This is a genomic window from Martelella endophytica (assembly GCF_000960975.1).
Lineage (GTDB): Bacteria > Pseudomonadota > Alphaproteobacteria > Rhizobiales > Rhizobiaceae > Martelella > Martelella endophytica.
Window position 1 is genome coordinate 1,917,645 of record NZ_CP010803.1, and the last position, 15,585, is coordinate 1,933,229.

Genomic DNA, 15,585 nt, shown 5'->3' on the forward strand with positions numbered 1-15,585 from the left:
TTGTCTGTTTCGGTTTATAGCCGCATTGCCGGAGAGATAGCGCAATGAATTGCGTTTCGCTATGGTCGGTGCAATTTGAAAGATGAGGTGCGCGAAATGGCAGACAGCCGGACCCGAGCCGATGGCGGCATGGAAACTTCCTTCGGCTTCCGCGATGTCGCCGATGGTGACAAGCAGCCGCTGGTCAACGACGTCTTCCACAAGGTCGCCAAGCGCTACGACATCATGAACGACGTCATGTCGGTCGGCCTGCACCGCGCCTGGAAGAACGGCATGATTGCGGCGCTGAACCCGCCCTCCGATCCCGATTATCATGTGCTCGACGTTGCCGGCGGAACGGGTGACATCGCCTTCCGCATCATCGAGGCCTCGCACAAGCTGGCGCAGGCGACCGTGCTCGACATCAATGGCTCGATGCTCTCCGTCGGCGAAGAGCGCGCCAGGAAGAAGGGCATTGCCGACAACCTCACCTTCGTCGAGGCCAATGCCGAGGAACTGCCCTTCGACGACAAGACTTTCGACGCCTACACGATCGCCTTCGGCATCCGCAATGTGCCGCATATCGACAAGGCGCTTTCGGAGGCCTATCGCGTGCTGAAGCGCGGCGGCCGTCTTCTGGTGCTGGAGTTTTCCGAGGTCGAGGTGCCGATCCTCGATCAGGTCTATGACCTCTGGTCGTTCCACGCCATTCCGCGTGTGGGCAAGGCGATCGCCGGTGATGGCGAGCCCTATCGCTACCTTGTCGAATCGATCCGCAAGTTCCCGAACCAGCAGGATTTCGCGAAGATGATCGAGCGCGCCGGCTTCTCGCGCGTCAAGTTCACCAACTATTCCGGCGGCATTGCCGCGCTTCATTCCGGCTGGAAGCTGTAGGCATTATTGATGGGCGCTTTCCGATCCTACATGAACCTCATCGGCGTCGGCTGGGTGCTGACGCGCGAGGGGGTGATCAATGCGCTGCCATCGGAAGGCCTGCCGACGATGGCGCGCCTGATGAAGGCGATGCTGGTGCCGCTGGCCCGCCCGCGCTCGCGCAAGGAGGCGCGCTCTGACCGGATCGGCAAGGCCGTCTCGCGCCTTGGGCCGTCCTATGTGAAGATGGGCCAGTTTCTGGCAACCCGGCCGGATGTCGTCGGCGATGGTTTTGCCAATGATCTCGCCCAGCTGCAGGACCGCATGCCGTTCTTCCCGGTGGAGGCGTCCAAGGCGACGATCCGCGGCTCGCTCGGCCGCACGGTCGAGGACCTCTATACCGAATTTTCCGATCCCATCGCCGCGGCCTCGATCGCGCAGGTGCATCCGGCGAAGGTTCTGACGCCCGAGGGCGAGAAGAAGGTCGCCGTCAAGGTGATCCGTCCCGGCATCCGCCAGCGCTTCAACGAGGATCTCGGCGCCATGTATCTGGTGGCGCATCTGCAGGAGCGCTTCGTGCGCTCCAGTCGGCGTCTGCGCCCGGTCGAGGTCACGCGCACGCTGGAACAGACCACCCGCATCGAGATGGATCTCCGGCTGGAAGCCGCCGCGATCTCGGAAATGACGGAAAACACCGCCCATGATCCGGGCTTCCGCCTGCCAAAGGTCGATTGGGAGCGCACCGGCCGCGATGTCGTTACCATGGAGTGGATCGACGGCATCAAGATGTCGGATCTCGAAGCGCTGAAGGCGTCCGGCCACAATCTGGAAGAACTTGCGGTCACCCTGATCCAGTCCTTTCTGCGGCATACGCTGAGGGACGGCTTCTTCCACGCCGACATGCATCCCGGCAATCTCTTCGTCGACAATGACGGCATGATCGTCGCCGTCGACATGGGCATTGTCGGCCGGCTCGGAAAGAAGGAGCGGCGGGTTCTCGCCGAAATCCTCTACGGCTTCATCACCCGCGACTACATGCGTGTGGCCGAAGCCCATTTCGAGGCGGGTTACGTGCCGGGGCACCACAACAAGGCCTCGTTCGCGCAGGCGATCCGCGCCATCGGCGAGCCGATCCACGGCCAGTCGGCGGAGACCATTTCGATGGGCAAGCTGCTGACGCTGCTGTTCGAGATCACCGAAATCTTCGAGATGTCGACGCAGACGCAGTTGATCAACCTGCAGAAGACCATGGTCGTCGTCGAGGGCGTGTCGCGCATGCTCGATCCGCATTTCAACATGTGGAAGGCGGCCGAACCGGTAGTCTCGACCTGGATCGAGCATAATCTCGGCCCCCGCCGGGTGCTGGCAGACATGCAGGACGGCCTGAAGGCGGCGCTGAAGCTCGCCGAGGCTTTGCCCGAGATCGCCGACAAGACCGAGACCTTCCATAACGAAATCGTCGCGATGAGCGAGAAAGGTCTGCGCTTCGACGAGAGCACAGCCGAAGCCATCGGCCGCGCCGAAGCTCGCCACACCCGTTCGGGTCGCGTGGCGCTGTGGCTGATCGCGCTGGTGATGGTCTACCTCGCCGGTATGGCTTCGTTCATGTGGCTGAGGTAGGGCGATGATGACTTTTGGCGCTCTGCCGCATAGCCCCCTTCAATTCGCGCGCGCCTCCACGCAGAGGCTTGCTGCCAAGCCAGATTTCCGGGGCCGGTGTCGCCCCTCTCATTCTACGGAGCATTGCTGATGCGCATTGGCGGGCGTCTCGCGGGCGCGATCGAGGTTCTGGCTGAAGTGGAGGAGCGCAGGCGGCCGATTGCCAATGCGCTGAAGGACTGGGGTACGGCGCACCGTTTCGCCGGCTCCGGCGACCGGGCGGCGATTGGCAACATCGTCTATGACGCGTTGCGCTGCAAGCTTTCCCACGCCTTTCTGATGGACGACGGAAGTCCGGCGGCGCTCGCCCATGCCGTGCTCTACCGGCAATGGGGCATTTCGCCGGAAACGCTTGCCGGCATGCTGGACGGCGACAAGTTTGCGCCGGAGCCGCTTCCCGAAGCAACGCTGGCCGCTTTCAACAGCCGCAGTCTCGCCGATGCGCCGGATGCCGTGCGGGGTGACCTGCCGGAGTGGATCGTGCCGGCCTTTCAGGAGAATTTTGGCGAAGGCTGGCTCGCCGAAGCCGAGGCGCTGAACCTGCGCCCGCCGCTCGACCTGCGCGTCAACACGCTGAAGGCGGACCGGGAGAAGGTGAAGAAGGCGCTTTCGCGCGCCGGTGCTGATCTTTCCGCGATCGCGCCGAACGGGTTGCGCATTCCGCCGGGTGCGGGTCCGGATCGCCTGCCGAACGTTACCGCCGAACTTTCCTTCCAGAAGGGCTGGTTCGAGGTGCAGGACGAGGGCTCGCAGATCGTGGCTCGGCTGGTCGATGCCAAGGCCGGCCAGCAGGTGCTTGACTACTGCGCGGGCGGTGGCGGCAAGACGCTGGCGCTTGCAGCGGCCATGGACAATGCCGGGCAGGTTCACGCCTATGACGCAGACCGCACGCGGCTTGCGCCGATCATCGAGCGGCTGCGCCGCGCCGGCACCCGCAATGTCCAGGTGCATGACGATGCCGCAGGCCTCGAGGGTCTGCAATTCGACCGCGTGCTGGTCGATGCCCCCTGCACGGGCACCGGCACCTGGCGCCGCCGGCCCGACATCAAGTGGCGGCTTTCGGAAAAGAACCTCGAGGAGCGCACGACCCAGCAGGCCGAGGTGCTTGCCGCGGCCTCTCGTTTCGTGAAGCCGGGCGGCGCGCTCGTTTATGTCACGTGTTCGCTGCTGCCGGCGGAAAACCAGAACCAGGTGCAAGCCTTCCTGGCCGCCAATCCGGACTTTTCGGCGGAGCCGGTCGAAACGCTCTGGCCGGGTCTGTTCCCGGGCGTTGCAGCGCACCCGCATTTCACCGCAGGCGCGTTTGCCACGCTGACGCCTGCCATCACCGGGACCGATGGTTTCTTCTGCGCGATCCTCCGCAAACGCGTCTGAAATTGACGATCCGCAAAGCCAGGACGGCCGCGGATGGCTTATTGCGTTCCGTTAACTGGATTATTTGACACTAGTTTGTTTTTCCTTCATGTAGGCCCGAGCATCATTGAAGGAGAGGGACCTATGATGAACTTCAGAAAACGTGCCGTTCTGGCTGGTTTTGCCGCGTCCACGGCACTCGCCGCACCCGCATTCGCAGCCGATGTCACGCCTGAGGCGGTGGTGAAGCATTACGCCGATGTTGCGCTTGCTAAATACCAGGATTCGCTGACAACGGCCGAGGCACTGGACGCTGCCATCGATGCTTTCCTCGAGAACCCGAGCGAGGAAACCCAGAACGCCGCCAAGGAAGCCTGGATCGCCGCACGCGTTCCGTATCAGCAGACCGAGGTCTATCGCTTCGGCAACCCGACCGTTGACGACTGGGAAGGCAAGGTCAACGCCTGGCCGCTGGACGAAGGCCTGATCGATTACGTCGATGCCTCCTACGGCATGGAGAGCGACGAAAACAGCCTCTACACCGCCAATGTCATCGCCAATTCCGAGATCATGATCAACGGCGAAAGCGTCGATACCACCGAGATCACGCCGGTGCTGCTCTCCGACACGCTGCAGGAAGCCGGCGATATCGAGGCCAATGTCGCGACCGGTTACCATGCCATCGAATTCCTCCTGTGGGGACAGGATCTGAACGGCACGGATGCGGGTGCGGGCGAGCGCTCCTACACCGACTACCTCAGCGACGGCTGCACCAACGGCAATTGCGACCGCCGCGCCGCCTACCTCTCGGCTGCCTCCGAGCTTCTCATCTCCGACCTGCAGGACATCGTTTCGGCATGGGAAGAGGGTGGCGAGGCTTACACCTACGTCACCGAGGATCCGACGCGCGGTATCGCCGCCATCCTCACCGGCATGGGTTCGCTCTCCTATGGTGAGCTTGCCGGCGAGCGCATGAAGCTCGGCCTGCTGCTGCACGATCCGGAGGAAGAGCATGATTGCTTCTCCGACAACACCCATGCCTCGCACCTGAACGACGCGATAGGCATCCTGCAGGCCTATACCGGTGAATATACCCGCGTCGACGGCACGGAAGTGTCGGGTCCGTCGGTGTCCGATCTGGTCGCTGAAAAGGACCCGGCGCTGGACGAGGAAATCAAGGCAAAGCTCGTGGCTACCGTCGAAGCCATGGAAGCGATGGCCGCACGCGCCGAGGCCGGCGAAGCCTATGACCAGATGATCGGCGAAGGCAATGACGAGGGCAACGCCACCGTCCAGGCCGCCATCGACGGCCTGATCGAGCAGACGCCTTCCATCGAACGCGCCATCGCAGCCCTCGAACTCGGTCAGATCGAACTCGAAGGCTCCGACAGCCTGGACAACCCGGACGCCGTGTTCCAGTAAGAATGCGATTGGGCGGCGCGTACGCACTGCCTGTGGCGGGTGCGCGCGTCCCTTGCATTCTGCTTCATCCTCGGGTCAAGCCCGAGGATGAAGCCGAGAAAGAGGCGTGGCCGGTTTGCCTGCTGGAGCGCTAATTGGGCGGACGGCGGCATTGCCTTGCCTTGCAACAATAAGGACGGCCGGAACGACCGTGGCGAAATGACAGTGACGAAACGGCATCTTCTGGTGACACTGGCAGCGGCTCTGGCCGCTTCTTTGTGTTTTACGGCGGCACATTCCAACGACTGGACGCCGCCGAGCGAGCGAACAGATCTCAATCCCAAGGATCGAAGCCGCGTCGAAAGCGTCACCCGGCCGACGACAGATTTTTCGAAGGCCGAGCGGTTCGAGACGATGCAGGGCGGGGCCGCGACCAGCAAGGCGACCGTCAACCGCGACAGCTTTTCCCACTCCTCCGCCAACATCACCTTCGCGGAAGAAGAAACCTTCAAACTCGGCAATGCGCTGTTCCGCAAGTTCTGGGTCTCCTCGCCGTCCTCGACGCAGGCCTCCGACGGGCTCGGGCCGCTGTTCAATTCCCGCTCCTGTCAGAGCTGCCATCTCAAGGACGGTCGCGGCCATCCGCCGGAGGCGGGCGACGATGCAAGCTCGATGTTCCTGAGGCTCGCACGCCCGGCCCGCACGCCGGAGGAGCAGGCGCGGATCGACAGCTACGAAACCATCAATTTCCCGGACGAAGTCTATGGCGGCCAGCTGCAGGATTTCGCCGTGCCCGGCCTTGCCGCCGAAGGGCAGATGAAGATCGAATACACGGAAGAGCCGTTCACGCTTGGTGACGGCACGGTCGTCTTGCTGCGCCATCCTACATATAGCATTGCCGACCTCGCCTATGGTGATCTTGGTCACGACACGACGCTGTCGCCGCGTGTCGCCAACCAGATGATCGGCCTCGGCCTCGTGCAGGCCATTCACCCGGCCGACATTCTGGCGAATGCCGATCCCGATGACGCGGATGGCGATGGCATCTCCGGCCGGCCGGCGATCGTCAGCGATCATCGCAGCGGCGACGTCAAGCTCGGCCGGTTCGGCTGGAAGGCGCAGAATGCAACAATCCGCGATCAGTCGTCTGGCGCCTTCTCCGGCGATATCGGCATATCGACGCCTGACGCGCCCAACAATTACGGCGATTGTTCGCCGGCAGAGGCCGAGTGCCTCGCCATGCCGCATGGCGCCCAGCCGCGTCTCGGCGAAACCGAAGCACCCGACCCGGTGATGGAGCTCGTCACATTCTATTCCGAAAACCTTGCCGTTCCAGCGCGCCGCGATGTCGATGATCCGCAGGTGCTGCGCGGCAAACAGGTGTTCTACGAGGCCGGCTGCACCAGCTGTCACACGCCCAAATTCGTCACCTCGCGCGATGCCGAGAACCCGGCTCATCGCTTCCAGCTTATCTGGCCCTATTCCGATTTCCTGCTGCACGACATGGGCGAGGGGCTTGCCGACGGCCAACAGGTTGGGATGGCCGATGGATTTGAGTGGCGTACCCCGCCGCTCTGGGGCACGGGGTTGACAGAAACGGTCAATGGCCATTCCTTCTTCCTGCATGACGGGCGCGCCCGCAACCGCACCGAAGCCATCCTCTGGCATGGCGGCGAGGCGGAGGCCGCGCGCGACAATTTTGCCAACGCCCCGGCGGATGACCGGGAGGCCCTGATCAAGTTTCTGGAGTCGCTTTGAGACATCTCGCTGCCGCCACACTCGCCCTTCTTCCGGTTCTGCCCGGCACGGCTTCGGCCATGAACCGCGATGCCGTGCCCATGGTGCTGGAACAGGCCGTGGATGGTTTCATCCGGCCGGGCTACGAGCGCTTCCAGATGGCAGCGAACGGCATGGTTTCCGAGATGCAGGCCTTTTGCGAGGCACCGGATGAGGCCCGCTATGCGGCGGCCACGGCTGCCTTTGACGAGACGGTTGCCGCGTGGTCGGCAATCGAGATCGTCCGCACTGGCCCGGTTCTCGACGAGCACCGTTTCGAACGGGTGCTGTTTTATCCCGATCGCAAGAGCATCGGCCTGAAACAGGTGCAGGCGGCCATCATCGAGGAGGACGAGACCGCACTCGACCCCGATTACCTGCCGCAGAAAAGCGTCGCCATGCAGGGGTTGCTGGCGCTGGAATTCGTGCTGTTCGGCACGCAGTATGAAACCATGTTCGACAGTCCGAAGAGTTATCGCTGCCGCTATGGCGAGGCGATCGCCGAGAACATCGACAATATTGCCGGCGAGGTGAGTGCGGCCTGGAGCGCACCGGATGGTGTCGCGGATGCCTGGAAGCATCCCGGCCCCGACAATCCTCTGTTTCGCACCGAGGACGAGGCGCTGACGGCGCTGCTTGGCATTCTGGTGCATGGCGCGGAGACGGTGCGCGATCAGCGCATCGAATATTTCTATGGCGGCGAGGCGGGGCGCAGCCTTGCGACGCGCGCCATCTACTGGCGGTCGGAAAATACCTGGCCGTCGATCCTTGCCAATCTCGACGGGCTGCAGGCCCTGCTCAACGATGCGGAGATGGAGAAGCTGCTGGATGACGACGTTCGCTCCATCGTTTCGTCCATCAACTTCCTGTTCTCCTCGATCGAAGGCGTCACCGGTGAGATGAACCCGGATATCACTTTTGTGCTGGAGGACCCCGATCAGCGCGCCAAGCTCGATTATCTTGTCCTCAACATGAAGGACCTCATCCTGCGGCTCAACGATCATTATGGCGCGTCGATCGGGCTTGGCGCCGGCTTCTCCTTTTCCGACGGAGACTGATGCGCCATGCGCTCGGCCCTCATCGATCGCCGTGATTTCATCAGGGCTGCCGGCGTTGCCTTCCTGACGGGGCTTGCGCCTGAGGCGGCCTTCGCGCTGACGCGGGCCGATGCCGTCTTTGCCACAGGTGTGCGAAAGACCGACCGCAGCTTCGCGCTGGCGCTGATGGCCGAGGACGGCGCCTTCATTGCCGAGATCGCCCTGCCGGATCGCATTCATGGTCTTGCCGTGTCGCCGGCCGATGGCCGCGCTGTCGCCTTCGCCCGCAGGCCCGGCACCTTTGCTGTCGCCTTCGATCCGGCCGGTGCCATCGCACCATCGATCTTCCACACCCCGGAGAACCGCCATTTCTACGGTCACGGCGCCTTTTCGCCGGATGGGCTGCTGCTCTATGCCAGCGAGAACGATTTCGACGCACGGCGCGGCGTCGTCGGGCTCTACGACGCGCGTAACGGCTTTGCCCGCATCGGCGAATTTCCGACCTATGGCGTCGGACCACACGACCTGACGGTCACGCCGGATGGCCGGTTTCTGATCGCCGCCAATGGCGGCATCGAGACCCACCCGGATTTCGGCCGCACCAAGCTCAATCCCGATCACATGCAGCCCTCGCTCGCCCTCATCGATGCCGCGACCGGCACGCTCGTCGAAAAGCATGACCTGCCGCCCGAACTCAGCCAGCTTTCGACCCGGCATCTGGCGCTGGGGGGTAACGGGCGGATTTGGTTCGCCTGCCAGTTCGAGGGCCCGCGCAACGAGACGCCGCCGCTCGTCGGCCGGTTTGCGCCGGGCGAGGCGCTTTCATTTGCCGCGCTGCCGGAGGATGTGACGATCGGGCTCGGCAATTATGTCGGAGCGATTGCTTGCAACTCGCGCGACGGCCTGATCGGCCTCTCCTCGCCGAAAGGCGAAGGCATGGTGGTGCGGCTTGACGAGGCGACCGGTCGCTTCGTCTCGTCGGAGCGCCTCGCCAACGCCGCCGGCATCGCGCCTGCCGCGCATGGCTTTGCCGTCGGCACCTATGACGGGCTTTTCGGCGGGCGACGTCACGATCTTGCCTTCGATCAGCATATCATCCGCCTTGCGGATCGCCCGGCGTGACGGGCTCCCACTTTTGCTCAAATCGGCCTATAGGGTGGTCCCATGAACAAAACAGCCATTTCCGCAGCCTTCGTCATAGGCACCGTCATTGCCGGTCTTCTGGTCGGCTACATCACCCTGCCCGGCGAATGGTATGCCGGACTTGCCAAGCCGCCGTTCAATCCGCCGAACTGGATTTTCGGGCCGGTCTGGACTGTGCTTTACATTCTCATAGGTCGCGTCGGCGCGCGGGCCTATTTCCGCCGCGTGGAACATCCGAACCTCCTCAACCTCTGGATCGCGCTCCTGATCCTCAACCTGCTGTGGAGCCCGGCCTTTTTCGGCCTGCACCAGATGGTTCTGGCGTTGGCGATCATCATCCTGCTGCTCCTCGGCATCATCGCCTTCATCGCGATTGCCCGAAAGCGGGACCCCGTTTCGGCCGGTCTGTTCGTGCCCTATCTCATCTGGGTCGCCTTCGCCACGCTGCTGAACGCCTCGCTGCTCTACCTGAACTGAGGCCGGCTGCTTGCCGGAAGCTGCGCGGCGTGGCAGGTTGAACGCAGGTTTTCGGATGGTTGCCGCCTTGCGCCACTCGATTTTCCTTCAACGGGGAGATCGGCCGTGCGGCGGAGTTCGGGGCAAAGGCAAATCCCGCACGCAACAAAGGCAGGGCATGGCGAATTTCGAGCATGGTGATTTTCACGCGCGGATCGTGGGAAGCTTCGCGAGCCAGGGCGCGATGACGATGATCGGCGCCGAGCTGACGCGGATCAGCCACGGCGTCGTCGAGATCGAGCTGCCCTTCGACACCAAGCTCACCCAGCAGCACGGCATTCTCCATGCCGGCGTCATCGCCACCGGGCTTGAGACCGCCTGCACCTATGCCGCCTATACGATGATCGATACCGATGCCTCGCTTCTGACCATCGAGTTCAAGGTCAACCTGATGTCGCCGGGGCGCGGCAGCCGGTTCCTGTTTCGCGGCGAGGTCACGCGTCCCGGCACCAACATCATCGTCACCGATGGCCGCGGTTACGCCGTCGGCGATGGCCCCGCCAAGCTGATTGCCTCGATGTCCGGCACGGCCATGGTGGTGCGCGACAGGGAAGGGTTTCAGGACTAGATGGAAATGATTGCTGGCAAGACCGTGCTGTTCGTCATGGCGGCAGCACCCGAATATGGCGAGCGGCTGAAGGCCCGTATTGCGCCGCTGATGACAGGCATCGGCCCGGTGGAGGCGGCGGTCGTGCTGACGCGCGCGCTGGCAGAGGCCTCCGGCAAGGGGGCCTTGCCCGATCTTGTCGTCTCTCTGGGGTCAGCCGGATCAGCGATGCTGGAGCAGACGGAAATCTATCAGGCTTCGTCCGTCTCCTATCGCGATATGGATGCCTCGCCGCTTGGCTTCGAGAAGGGCCGCACGCCCTTCCTCGATCTGCCGGCGGAAGTGCCGCTGCCTTTCGCCATACCCGGCATTCCGGCCGCAAGGCTGTCGTCGGGGGGCAATATCGTTTCCGGCGCAGCCTATGATGCCATCGATGCGGATATGGTCGACATGGAAACCTTCGCGCTGCTGCGCGCCTGCCAGTCCTTCGATGTGCCGCTGATCGGCCTTCGCGGCATTTCCGATGGCAAGGCGGAGCTGCATCACGTCGATGACTGGACGCAATATCTGCACATAATCGATGAAAAACTGGCTGTCGCCATCGATCGGCTGGAAAGCGCCATTGAAACGGGCGCAATTCCCCTCTAAACGCAGCTTTTAGCTTTCATAGAGCGGAAGGCCCTCCCATGACCGCAGAGATTACCCATCCCGATTCCGTCCTGATCATCGATTTCGGCAGCCAGGTGACGCAGCTGATCGCGCGCCGCGTGCGCGAGACCGGCGTCTATTGCGAGATCGTGCCGTTCCAGAAGGCGGAGGAAGGCTTCGAGCGTCTGCAGCCGAAGGGCGTGATCTTCTCCGGCGGTCCGGACTCGGTGACGCGCGAAGGCTCGCCGCGGGCACCGCAGGCCGTTTTCGACAGCGGCGTGCCGATACTGGCCATCTGCTACGGCCAGCAGACGCTCTCCGTTCAGCTCGGCGGCGTGGTCGAGGGCGGCCACGCGGCGGAATTCGGCCGGGCGGATGTCGAGATCCTGAAAGCTTCGCCGCTCTTCGAAGGCATCTGGGAAGTCGGGAAAAAGTATCCGGTGTGGATGAGCCATGGCGACCGCGTCACCGTCGCCCCGGAAGGCTTCGAGATCATCGGCGTCTCGCCGAATGCCCCGTTTGCCATCTGCGTCAACGAGGAAAAGCGCTACTACACGACGATGTTCCACCCGGAAGTCGTCCACACGCCCGATGGCGGCAAGCTGCTTGCCAATTTCGTGCACAAGATCGTCGGACTGAAATCGGACTGGTCGATGGCGGCCTATCGCGCCGAGATGGTGCAGAAGATCCGCGATCAGGTCGGCGACAGCAAGGTCATCTGCGCGCTGTCCGGCGGCGTCGACTCGTCCGTTGCCGCGCTCCTGATCCATGAGGCGGTCGGCGACCAGCTCACCTGCATCCTCGTCGACCACGGCCTGATGCGCAAGAACGAGGCCAACGAAGTGGTCGCGATGTTCCGCGAGCACTACAATCTCCACCTCATCCACGTCGATGCTGTCGACAGGTTCGTGGGCGAACTGGAGGGCGTTGCCGATCCGGAAACCAAGCGCAAGATCATCGGCCGGCTGTTCATCGAGACCTTCGAGGAAGAGGCGAAGAAGCTTGGCGGCGCCGATTTCCTCGGTCAGGGCACGCTCTATCCCGACGTCATCGAAAGCGTGTCCTTCTCCGGCGGCCCCTCGGTCACCATCAAGTCGCACCACAATGTCGGCGGGCTCCCCGAGCGGATGAACATGAAGCTGGTGGAGCCGCTGCGCGAACTGTTCAAGGACGAGGTCCGCGTGCTCGGCAAGGAGCTCGGCCTGCCCGATTCATTCATCGGCCGGCATCCCTTCCCGGGACCGGGCCTTGCCATCCGCTGCCCCGGCGGCGTGACCAAGGAAAAGCTCGACATCCTGCGCGAGGCCGACGCCATCTATCTCGACGAAATACGGAAAAACGGCCTTTACGACGTCATCTGGCAGGCCTTCGCCGTGCTGCTGCCGGTGCAGACCGTCGGCGTGATGGGCGATGGCCGCACCTATGAATTCGTCTGTGCACTGCGCGCCGTGACCTCGGTCGATGGCATGACGGCCGATTTCTACCAGTTCGACATGAACTTCCTCGGCAAGGCCGCCACCCGCATCATCAACGAAGTCCGCGGCATCAACCGCGTAGTATACGACGTCACCTCGAAGCCGCCCGGCACGATCGAGTGGGAATGATCTCCAGCATCACCCTTCCATGAAGGCGGCGAGTTCGTCTGGCGTTCCGTTGGGAAAGGCCTGTTTCAGGTAGTCGAGGAAGGCGGAAACGCGAGCGCTCAGGAGTCGCCGTGAAGGGTAAAGCGCCCAGAGCGTGATGGCACTGTCGGCAACGTCACCCCAATGCACCAGCCGGCCGGCGGCGAGATCCGTGCTCACCAGCGATATTGGCAGGCAACCGGCGCCGGCGCCGGCACGCACGGCATCCCGCACCATGATCAACGATGACAGGGTAAGTACCGGCCTTGCCTGAAGCTCTGACGGTCCCTCAGGGGTGGCCAATCGCCAGACCATGGTGTCGCTCGCATGCCGCGATACGGCGGGAGCGGGATGGCCCGCGGTGGGGCGTTTGAGGTCGGGGCTTGCCACGACTACCAGGCGGTCTCGCAGGAATGCCCGCCCGACAAGGGAGAGGTCCGACGGCGGATCGACCCGGATCACCAGATCAAAACCCTCCTCGATCAGGTCGACCGCCCTGTCTTCGGTCGTCACCTCCAGCCGGACATCAGGATAGGCTTGCACGAAGCCGGCGGCGATCTTGCCCATGGCGGTCTGTGAGAACACCAGCGGCGCGCTGATCCGCAGCCGGCCGCGCGGCTTTTCGCCGCCGGAAGCGATCGCCGCCGTGGCTTCCTCGAGTTCGTTCAAGAGAAGACCGGCGCGTTCGTAAAGTGTGCGGCCTTCCTGGGTTAGCTTCAGCGCACGGGCCCCGCGCTCGAACAGGCGGATGCCGAGGCTTGCCTCGAGTTCACCCACACGACGCGACAGGGTCGCCTTGGGACGGGCGGAAGCGCGGGCGGCGCGACCAAAGCCGCCATGGCGGGCAACAAGCGTGAAATCCGAAAGCGCCAGCAAATCCATCTGTTCCACCTGTGAGACGTTCCGTCTAAATGTAGCGTCTACCGGACCTCCTGTGAACCGATCATATTCCCCTCATCAACAACACGCTTACAGGAGCAACACTATGACCATACTCGTAATCGGAGCCACCGGCCGCATCGGCCGCCATGTCGTCGAACAGCTCGCAAGCCGCGGTGTGAGTGTCCGCGTTCTTACCCGCGATCCCGCCAAGGCCGAATTTCCGGCCGGCGTCGAGGTTTTCAAGGGAGAGCTGCTCGATCTGGATGCCCTCAGGGCGGCAATGACGGGCGTCGACGCCTTCTTCCTTCTGAATGCCGTCACTGCGGATGAATTCACTCAGGCGCTCATCACTCTGAACATTGCCCACGAGGCCGGCGTCGAGCGGCTTGTCTATCTGTCGGTGATCCACGCCGATCAGTTCGTCAACGTGCCACACTTCGCCGTCAAGTACGGCGCCGAAAGGATGCTCGAGCAGATGGGCTTCAGTGCCACGGTCCTGCGGCCGACCTACTTCATCGACAACGACGCCCAGGTTCGCGACGTGATCGTCGACCACGGTGTCTATCCAATGCCGATCGGCAGCAAGGGCCTCGCAATGGTCGATGCCCGCGATATTGCCGAGGTTGCCGCAATCGAGCTCATCCGGCGGGCGGATGCGACCGGCAAGCTTCCGGTCGAAACCATCAACCTCGTCGGCCCCGAAATTCTGACCGGTGAGGGCGTCGCCGCCATCTGGTCGGATGTGCTCGGCCGCCCGGTCGCCTATGCCGGTGACGATCCGACGGGCTTCGAGCAGACCATGGCGGGTTTCATGCCGGCGTGGATGGCCTACGAGATGCGGCTGATGGCGGAGCGCTTCGTCGGCGACGGGATGATCCCGGAGGCCGGCGACGTCGAGCGGCTGACCGCAATCCTCGGCCGTCCGCTCCACACCTACCGGGATTTCGCTGTCGCCACGGCGCGTTGATCTTGCCGGTGGTTCGAAGCCATGGGAGCTGCTTCGGCGGTTCCCATGGCCTTGTCATGAGATGTTCAGCGTTCGTCGCCGAAATAGTCCTGGGCGATCTGCTGCACGATGCCGTCTTCCTGGAGGGCCAGTAGGCGCACCGTGATCGGGTAGATCATCGTGTCCTGGCCGTAGGGCAGGGCGAAGCCGTATTTTTCGGGCGAAAACAGCCTGCCGACGACATCGAGGCCGAGCTCCGGATTGCGGAACTTGTAGTATTCGAGCACCGGGGCGTCGGCGACGATTGCATCGACATCATTGCCACGCAGGCCGTCGACGGCCGCTTCGATGCCGGGATAGGTGATGAAGTCTATCCCTTGCCGGCGCATCAGGTTCTCCGCCGTCGAGCCGCGGAAGACGCCGACCGTGGTGCCCGGCAGGTCGTCCGGTCCGTTGATCCCGCCGGTGATGGCGATGCTGGTCATGACGCTGGTGACCGAGGAGGTGACATAGGCGACGACCGCGATGCCGATGATCAGCCAGAAGGCGGAGAAAAACCGGCCATACCAGCCGAACAGGCGCGACCGGCTCGGCAGCGTCCCCTTGGTGACGACCAGCATCACCGAATAGAAGCTCTCGGCGACGCCATCGCGCCAGCGCTGCGGGAAGTTCTTGTCGAAACGGCGGTCGAAGATCGTTAGGCCAACGGTTCCGATGAGGATGAAGACCAGGAGCCAGGCGTAGTAGCGCAGATAGCCGGCCTCGGCGAGACCGTTCCAGAGATTAACGAGCGAGGAGGAGGTCCGGTTGTCGATCATCACCCGCAGACCGGAATCGAAGAAGGGTTGGGTGAAGTCGACCCGTTCGGCGCGGTCCTCGGTAATCGAGATCGCGCCGACGGCGACATCGACCTCCCGGGCTTCGGTGGCGGCGAGAAGGTCGGCCACCGTATCGTATTCGACATAGCGTGGCGTCACGTCGAGCCCTTCGGCGATCCGTTTCCAGAGCTCGGCCGCCATGCCGCCATAGTTGCCATCCTCGCCACGGGTGATGAAGGGCGGCGTCACCCTGTAGCCGACGGTGATCTCCGGTCGGTCCTGCGGGGCATCCTGTGCGCTGGCCGGCGGCACGGCCATGGAGAAGATCAAGGCGAGGCCCAGAATAAGCGGCCGGATTATCATCAGCATGTCGTCGTTCTCCCCT

14 protein-coding genes are annotated in these 15,585 nt (G+C 63.3%); 12 read left to right on the top strand and 2 right to left on the bottom strand.

Annotation, left to right across the window (positions count from 1 at the left end):
• The first annotated feature begins 96 nt into the window (after positions 1-96).
• The 11 genes from ubiE (at position 97) to guaA (ending at position 12,536) form a co-directional block, all read left to right on the top strand.
• Entirely contained in the window at positions 97-873 is a 777-nt protein-coding gene (gene ubiE, locus TM49_RS08670; protein ID WP_045680586.1) for a bifunctional demethylmenaquinone methyltransferase/2-methoxy-6-polyprenyl-1,4-benzoquinol methylase UbiE, read from the top strand.
• A 9-nt stretch (positions 874-882) separates the two neighbouring features.
• The gene (gene ubiB, locus TM49_RS08675; RefSeq protein WP_045680588.1) at positions 883-2,472 is read left to right on the top strand and encodes a 2-polyprenylphenol 6-hydroxylase; all 1,590 of its coding nucleotides are present in this window, start codon (positions 883-885) and stop codon (positions 2,470-2,472) included.
• Between the two features lie 129 nt (positions 2,473-2,601).
• Complete coding sequence (locus TM49_RS08680) at positions 2,602-3,885, top strand: RsmB/NOP family class I SAM-dependent RNA methyltransferase (protein WP_045680591.1); 1,284 nt, start codon at positions 2,602-2,604, stop codon at positions 3,883-3,885.
• Between the two features lie 126 nt (positions 3,886-4,011).
• Positions 4,012-5,286, top strand: coding sequence for an imelysin family protein (locus TM49_RS08685; RefSeq protein ID WP_045685012.1), 1,275 nt, complete (start codon positions 4,012-4,014; stop codon positions 5,284-5,286).
• A 198-nt stretch (positions 5,287-5,484) separates the two neighbouring features.
• On the top strand, positions 5,485-7,023 hold the full coding sequence (locus tag TM49_RS08690; RefSeq protein ID WP_045680593.1) for a di-heme oxidoreductase family protein: 1,539 nt from the start codon (positions 5,485-5,487) through the stop codon (positions 7,021-7,023).
• Positions 7,020-8,099 (top strand): imelysin family protein, encoded by a 1,080-nt coding sequence (locus tag TM49_RS08695; protein ID WP_045680596.1) that lies wholly within the window; start codon positions 7,020-7,022, stop codon positions 8,097-8,099. Before TM49_RS08690 ends, TM49_RS08695 begins: the two co-directional genes overlap by 4 nt.
• Before the next feature lie 6 nt (positions 8,100-8,105).
• On the top strand, positions 8,106-9,200 hold the full coding sequence (locus TM49_RS08700) for a DUF1513 domain-containing protein (RefSeq protein ID WP_045680597.1): 1,095 nt from the start codon (positions 8,106-8,108) through the stop codon (positions 9,198-9,200).
• 42 nt (positions 9,201-9,242) lie between these two features.
• Positions 9,243-9,698 carry a TspO/MBR family protein gene (locus TM49_RS08705; RefSeq protein ID WP_045680598.1) on the top strand — a complete coding sequence of 152 codons (456 nt, stop codon included), beginning with the start codon at positions 9,243-9,245 and terminating at the stop codon, positions 9,696-9,698.
• Positions 9,699-9,855: 157 nt separating this feature from the next.
• Complete coding sequence (locus tag TM49_RS08710; protein ID WP_045680599.1) at positions 9,856-10,305, top strand: PaaI family thioesterase; 450 nt, start codon at positions 9,856-9,858, stop codon at positions 10,303-10,305.
• A complete protein-coding gene (locus TM49_RS08715) occupies positions 10,306-10,932 on the top strand; it encodes a 5'-methylthioadenosine/S-adenosylhomocysteine nucleosidase (RefSeq protein ID WP_045680601.1) in 627 nt (208 codons plus the stop codon).
• Between the two features lie 38 nt (positions 10,933-10,970).
• Complete coding sequence (gene guaA / locus TM49_RS08720; RefSeq protein ID WP_045680602.1) at positions 10,971-12,536, top strand: glutamine-hydrolyzing GMP synthase; 1,566 nt, start codon at positions 10,971-10,973, stop codon at positions 12,534-12,536.
• Between the two features lie 9 nt (positions 12,537-12,545).
• Here the strand turns inward: guaA and TM49_RS08725 are convergent, their stop codons facing one another.
• Positions 12,546-13,436, bottom strand: a complete 891-nt coding sequence (locus TM49_RS08725; RefSeq protein WP_045680604.1) for a LysR family transcriptional regulator — start codon at positions 13,434-13,436, stop codon at positions 12,546-12,548.
• Between the two features lie 103 nt (positions 13,437-13,539).
• On the opposite strand from TM49_RS08725, the gene TM49_RS08730 reads away from it, so the two are divergent.
• On the top strand, positions 13,540-14,403 hold the full coding sequence (locus tag TM49_RS08730; protein WP_045680606.1) for an SDR family oxidoreductase: 864 nt from the start codon (positions 13,540-13,542) through the stop codon (positions 14,401-14,403).
• Positions 14,404-14,468: 65 nt separating this feature from the next.
• On the opposite strand, the gene TM49_RS08735 is transcribed toward TM49_RS08730, so the two are convergent.
• Entirely contained in the window at positions 14,469-15,569 is a 1,101-nt protein-coding gene (locus TM49_RS08735; protein WP_045680607.1) for a transporter substrate-binding domain-containing protein, read from the bottom strand.
• Positions 15,570-15,585: the final 16 nt, after the last annotated feature.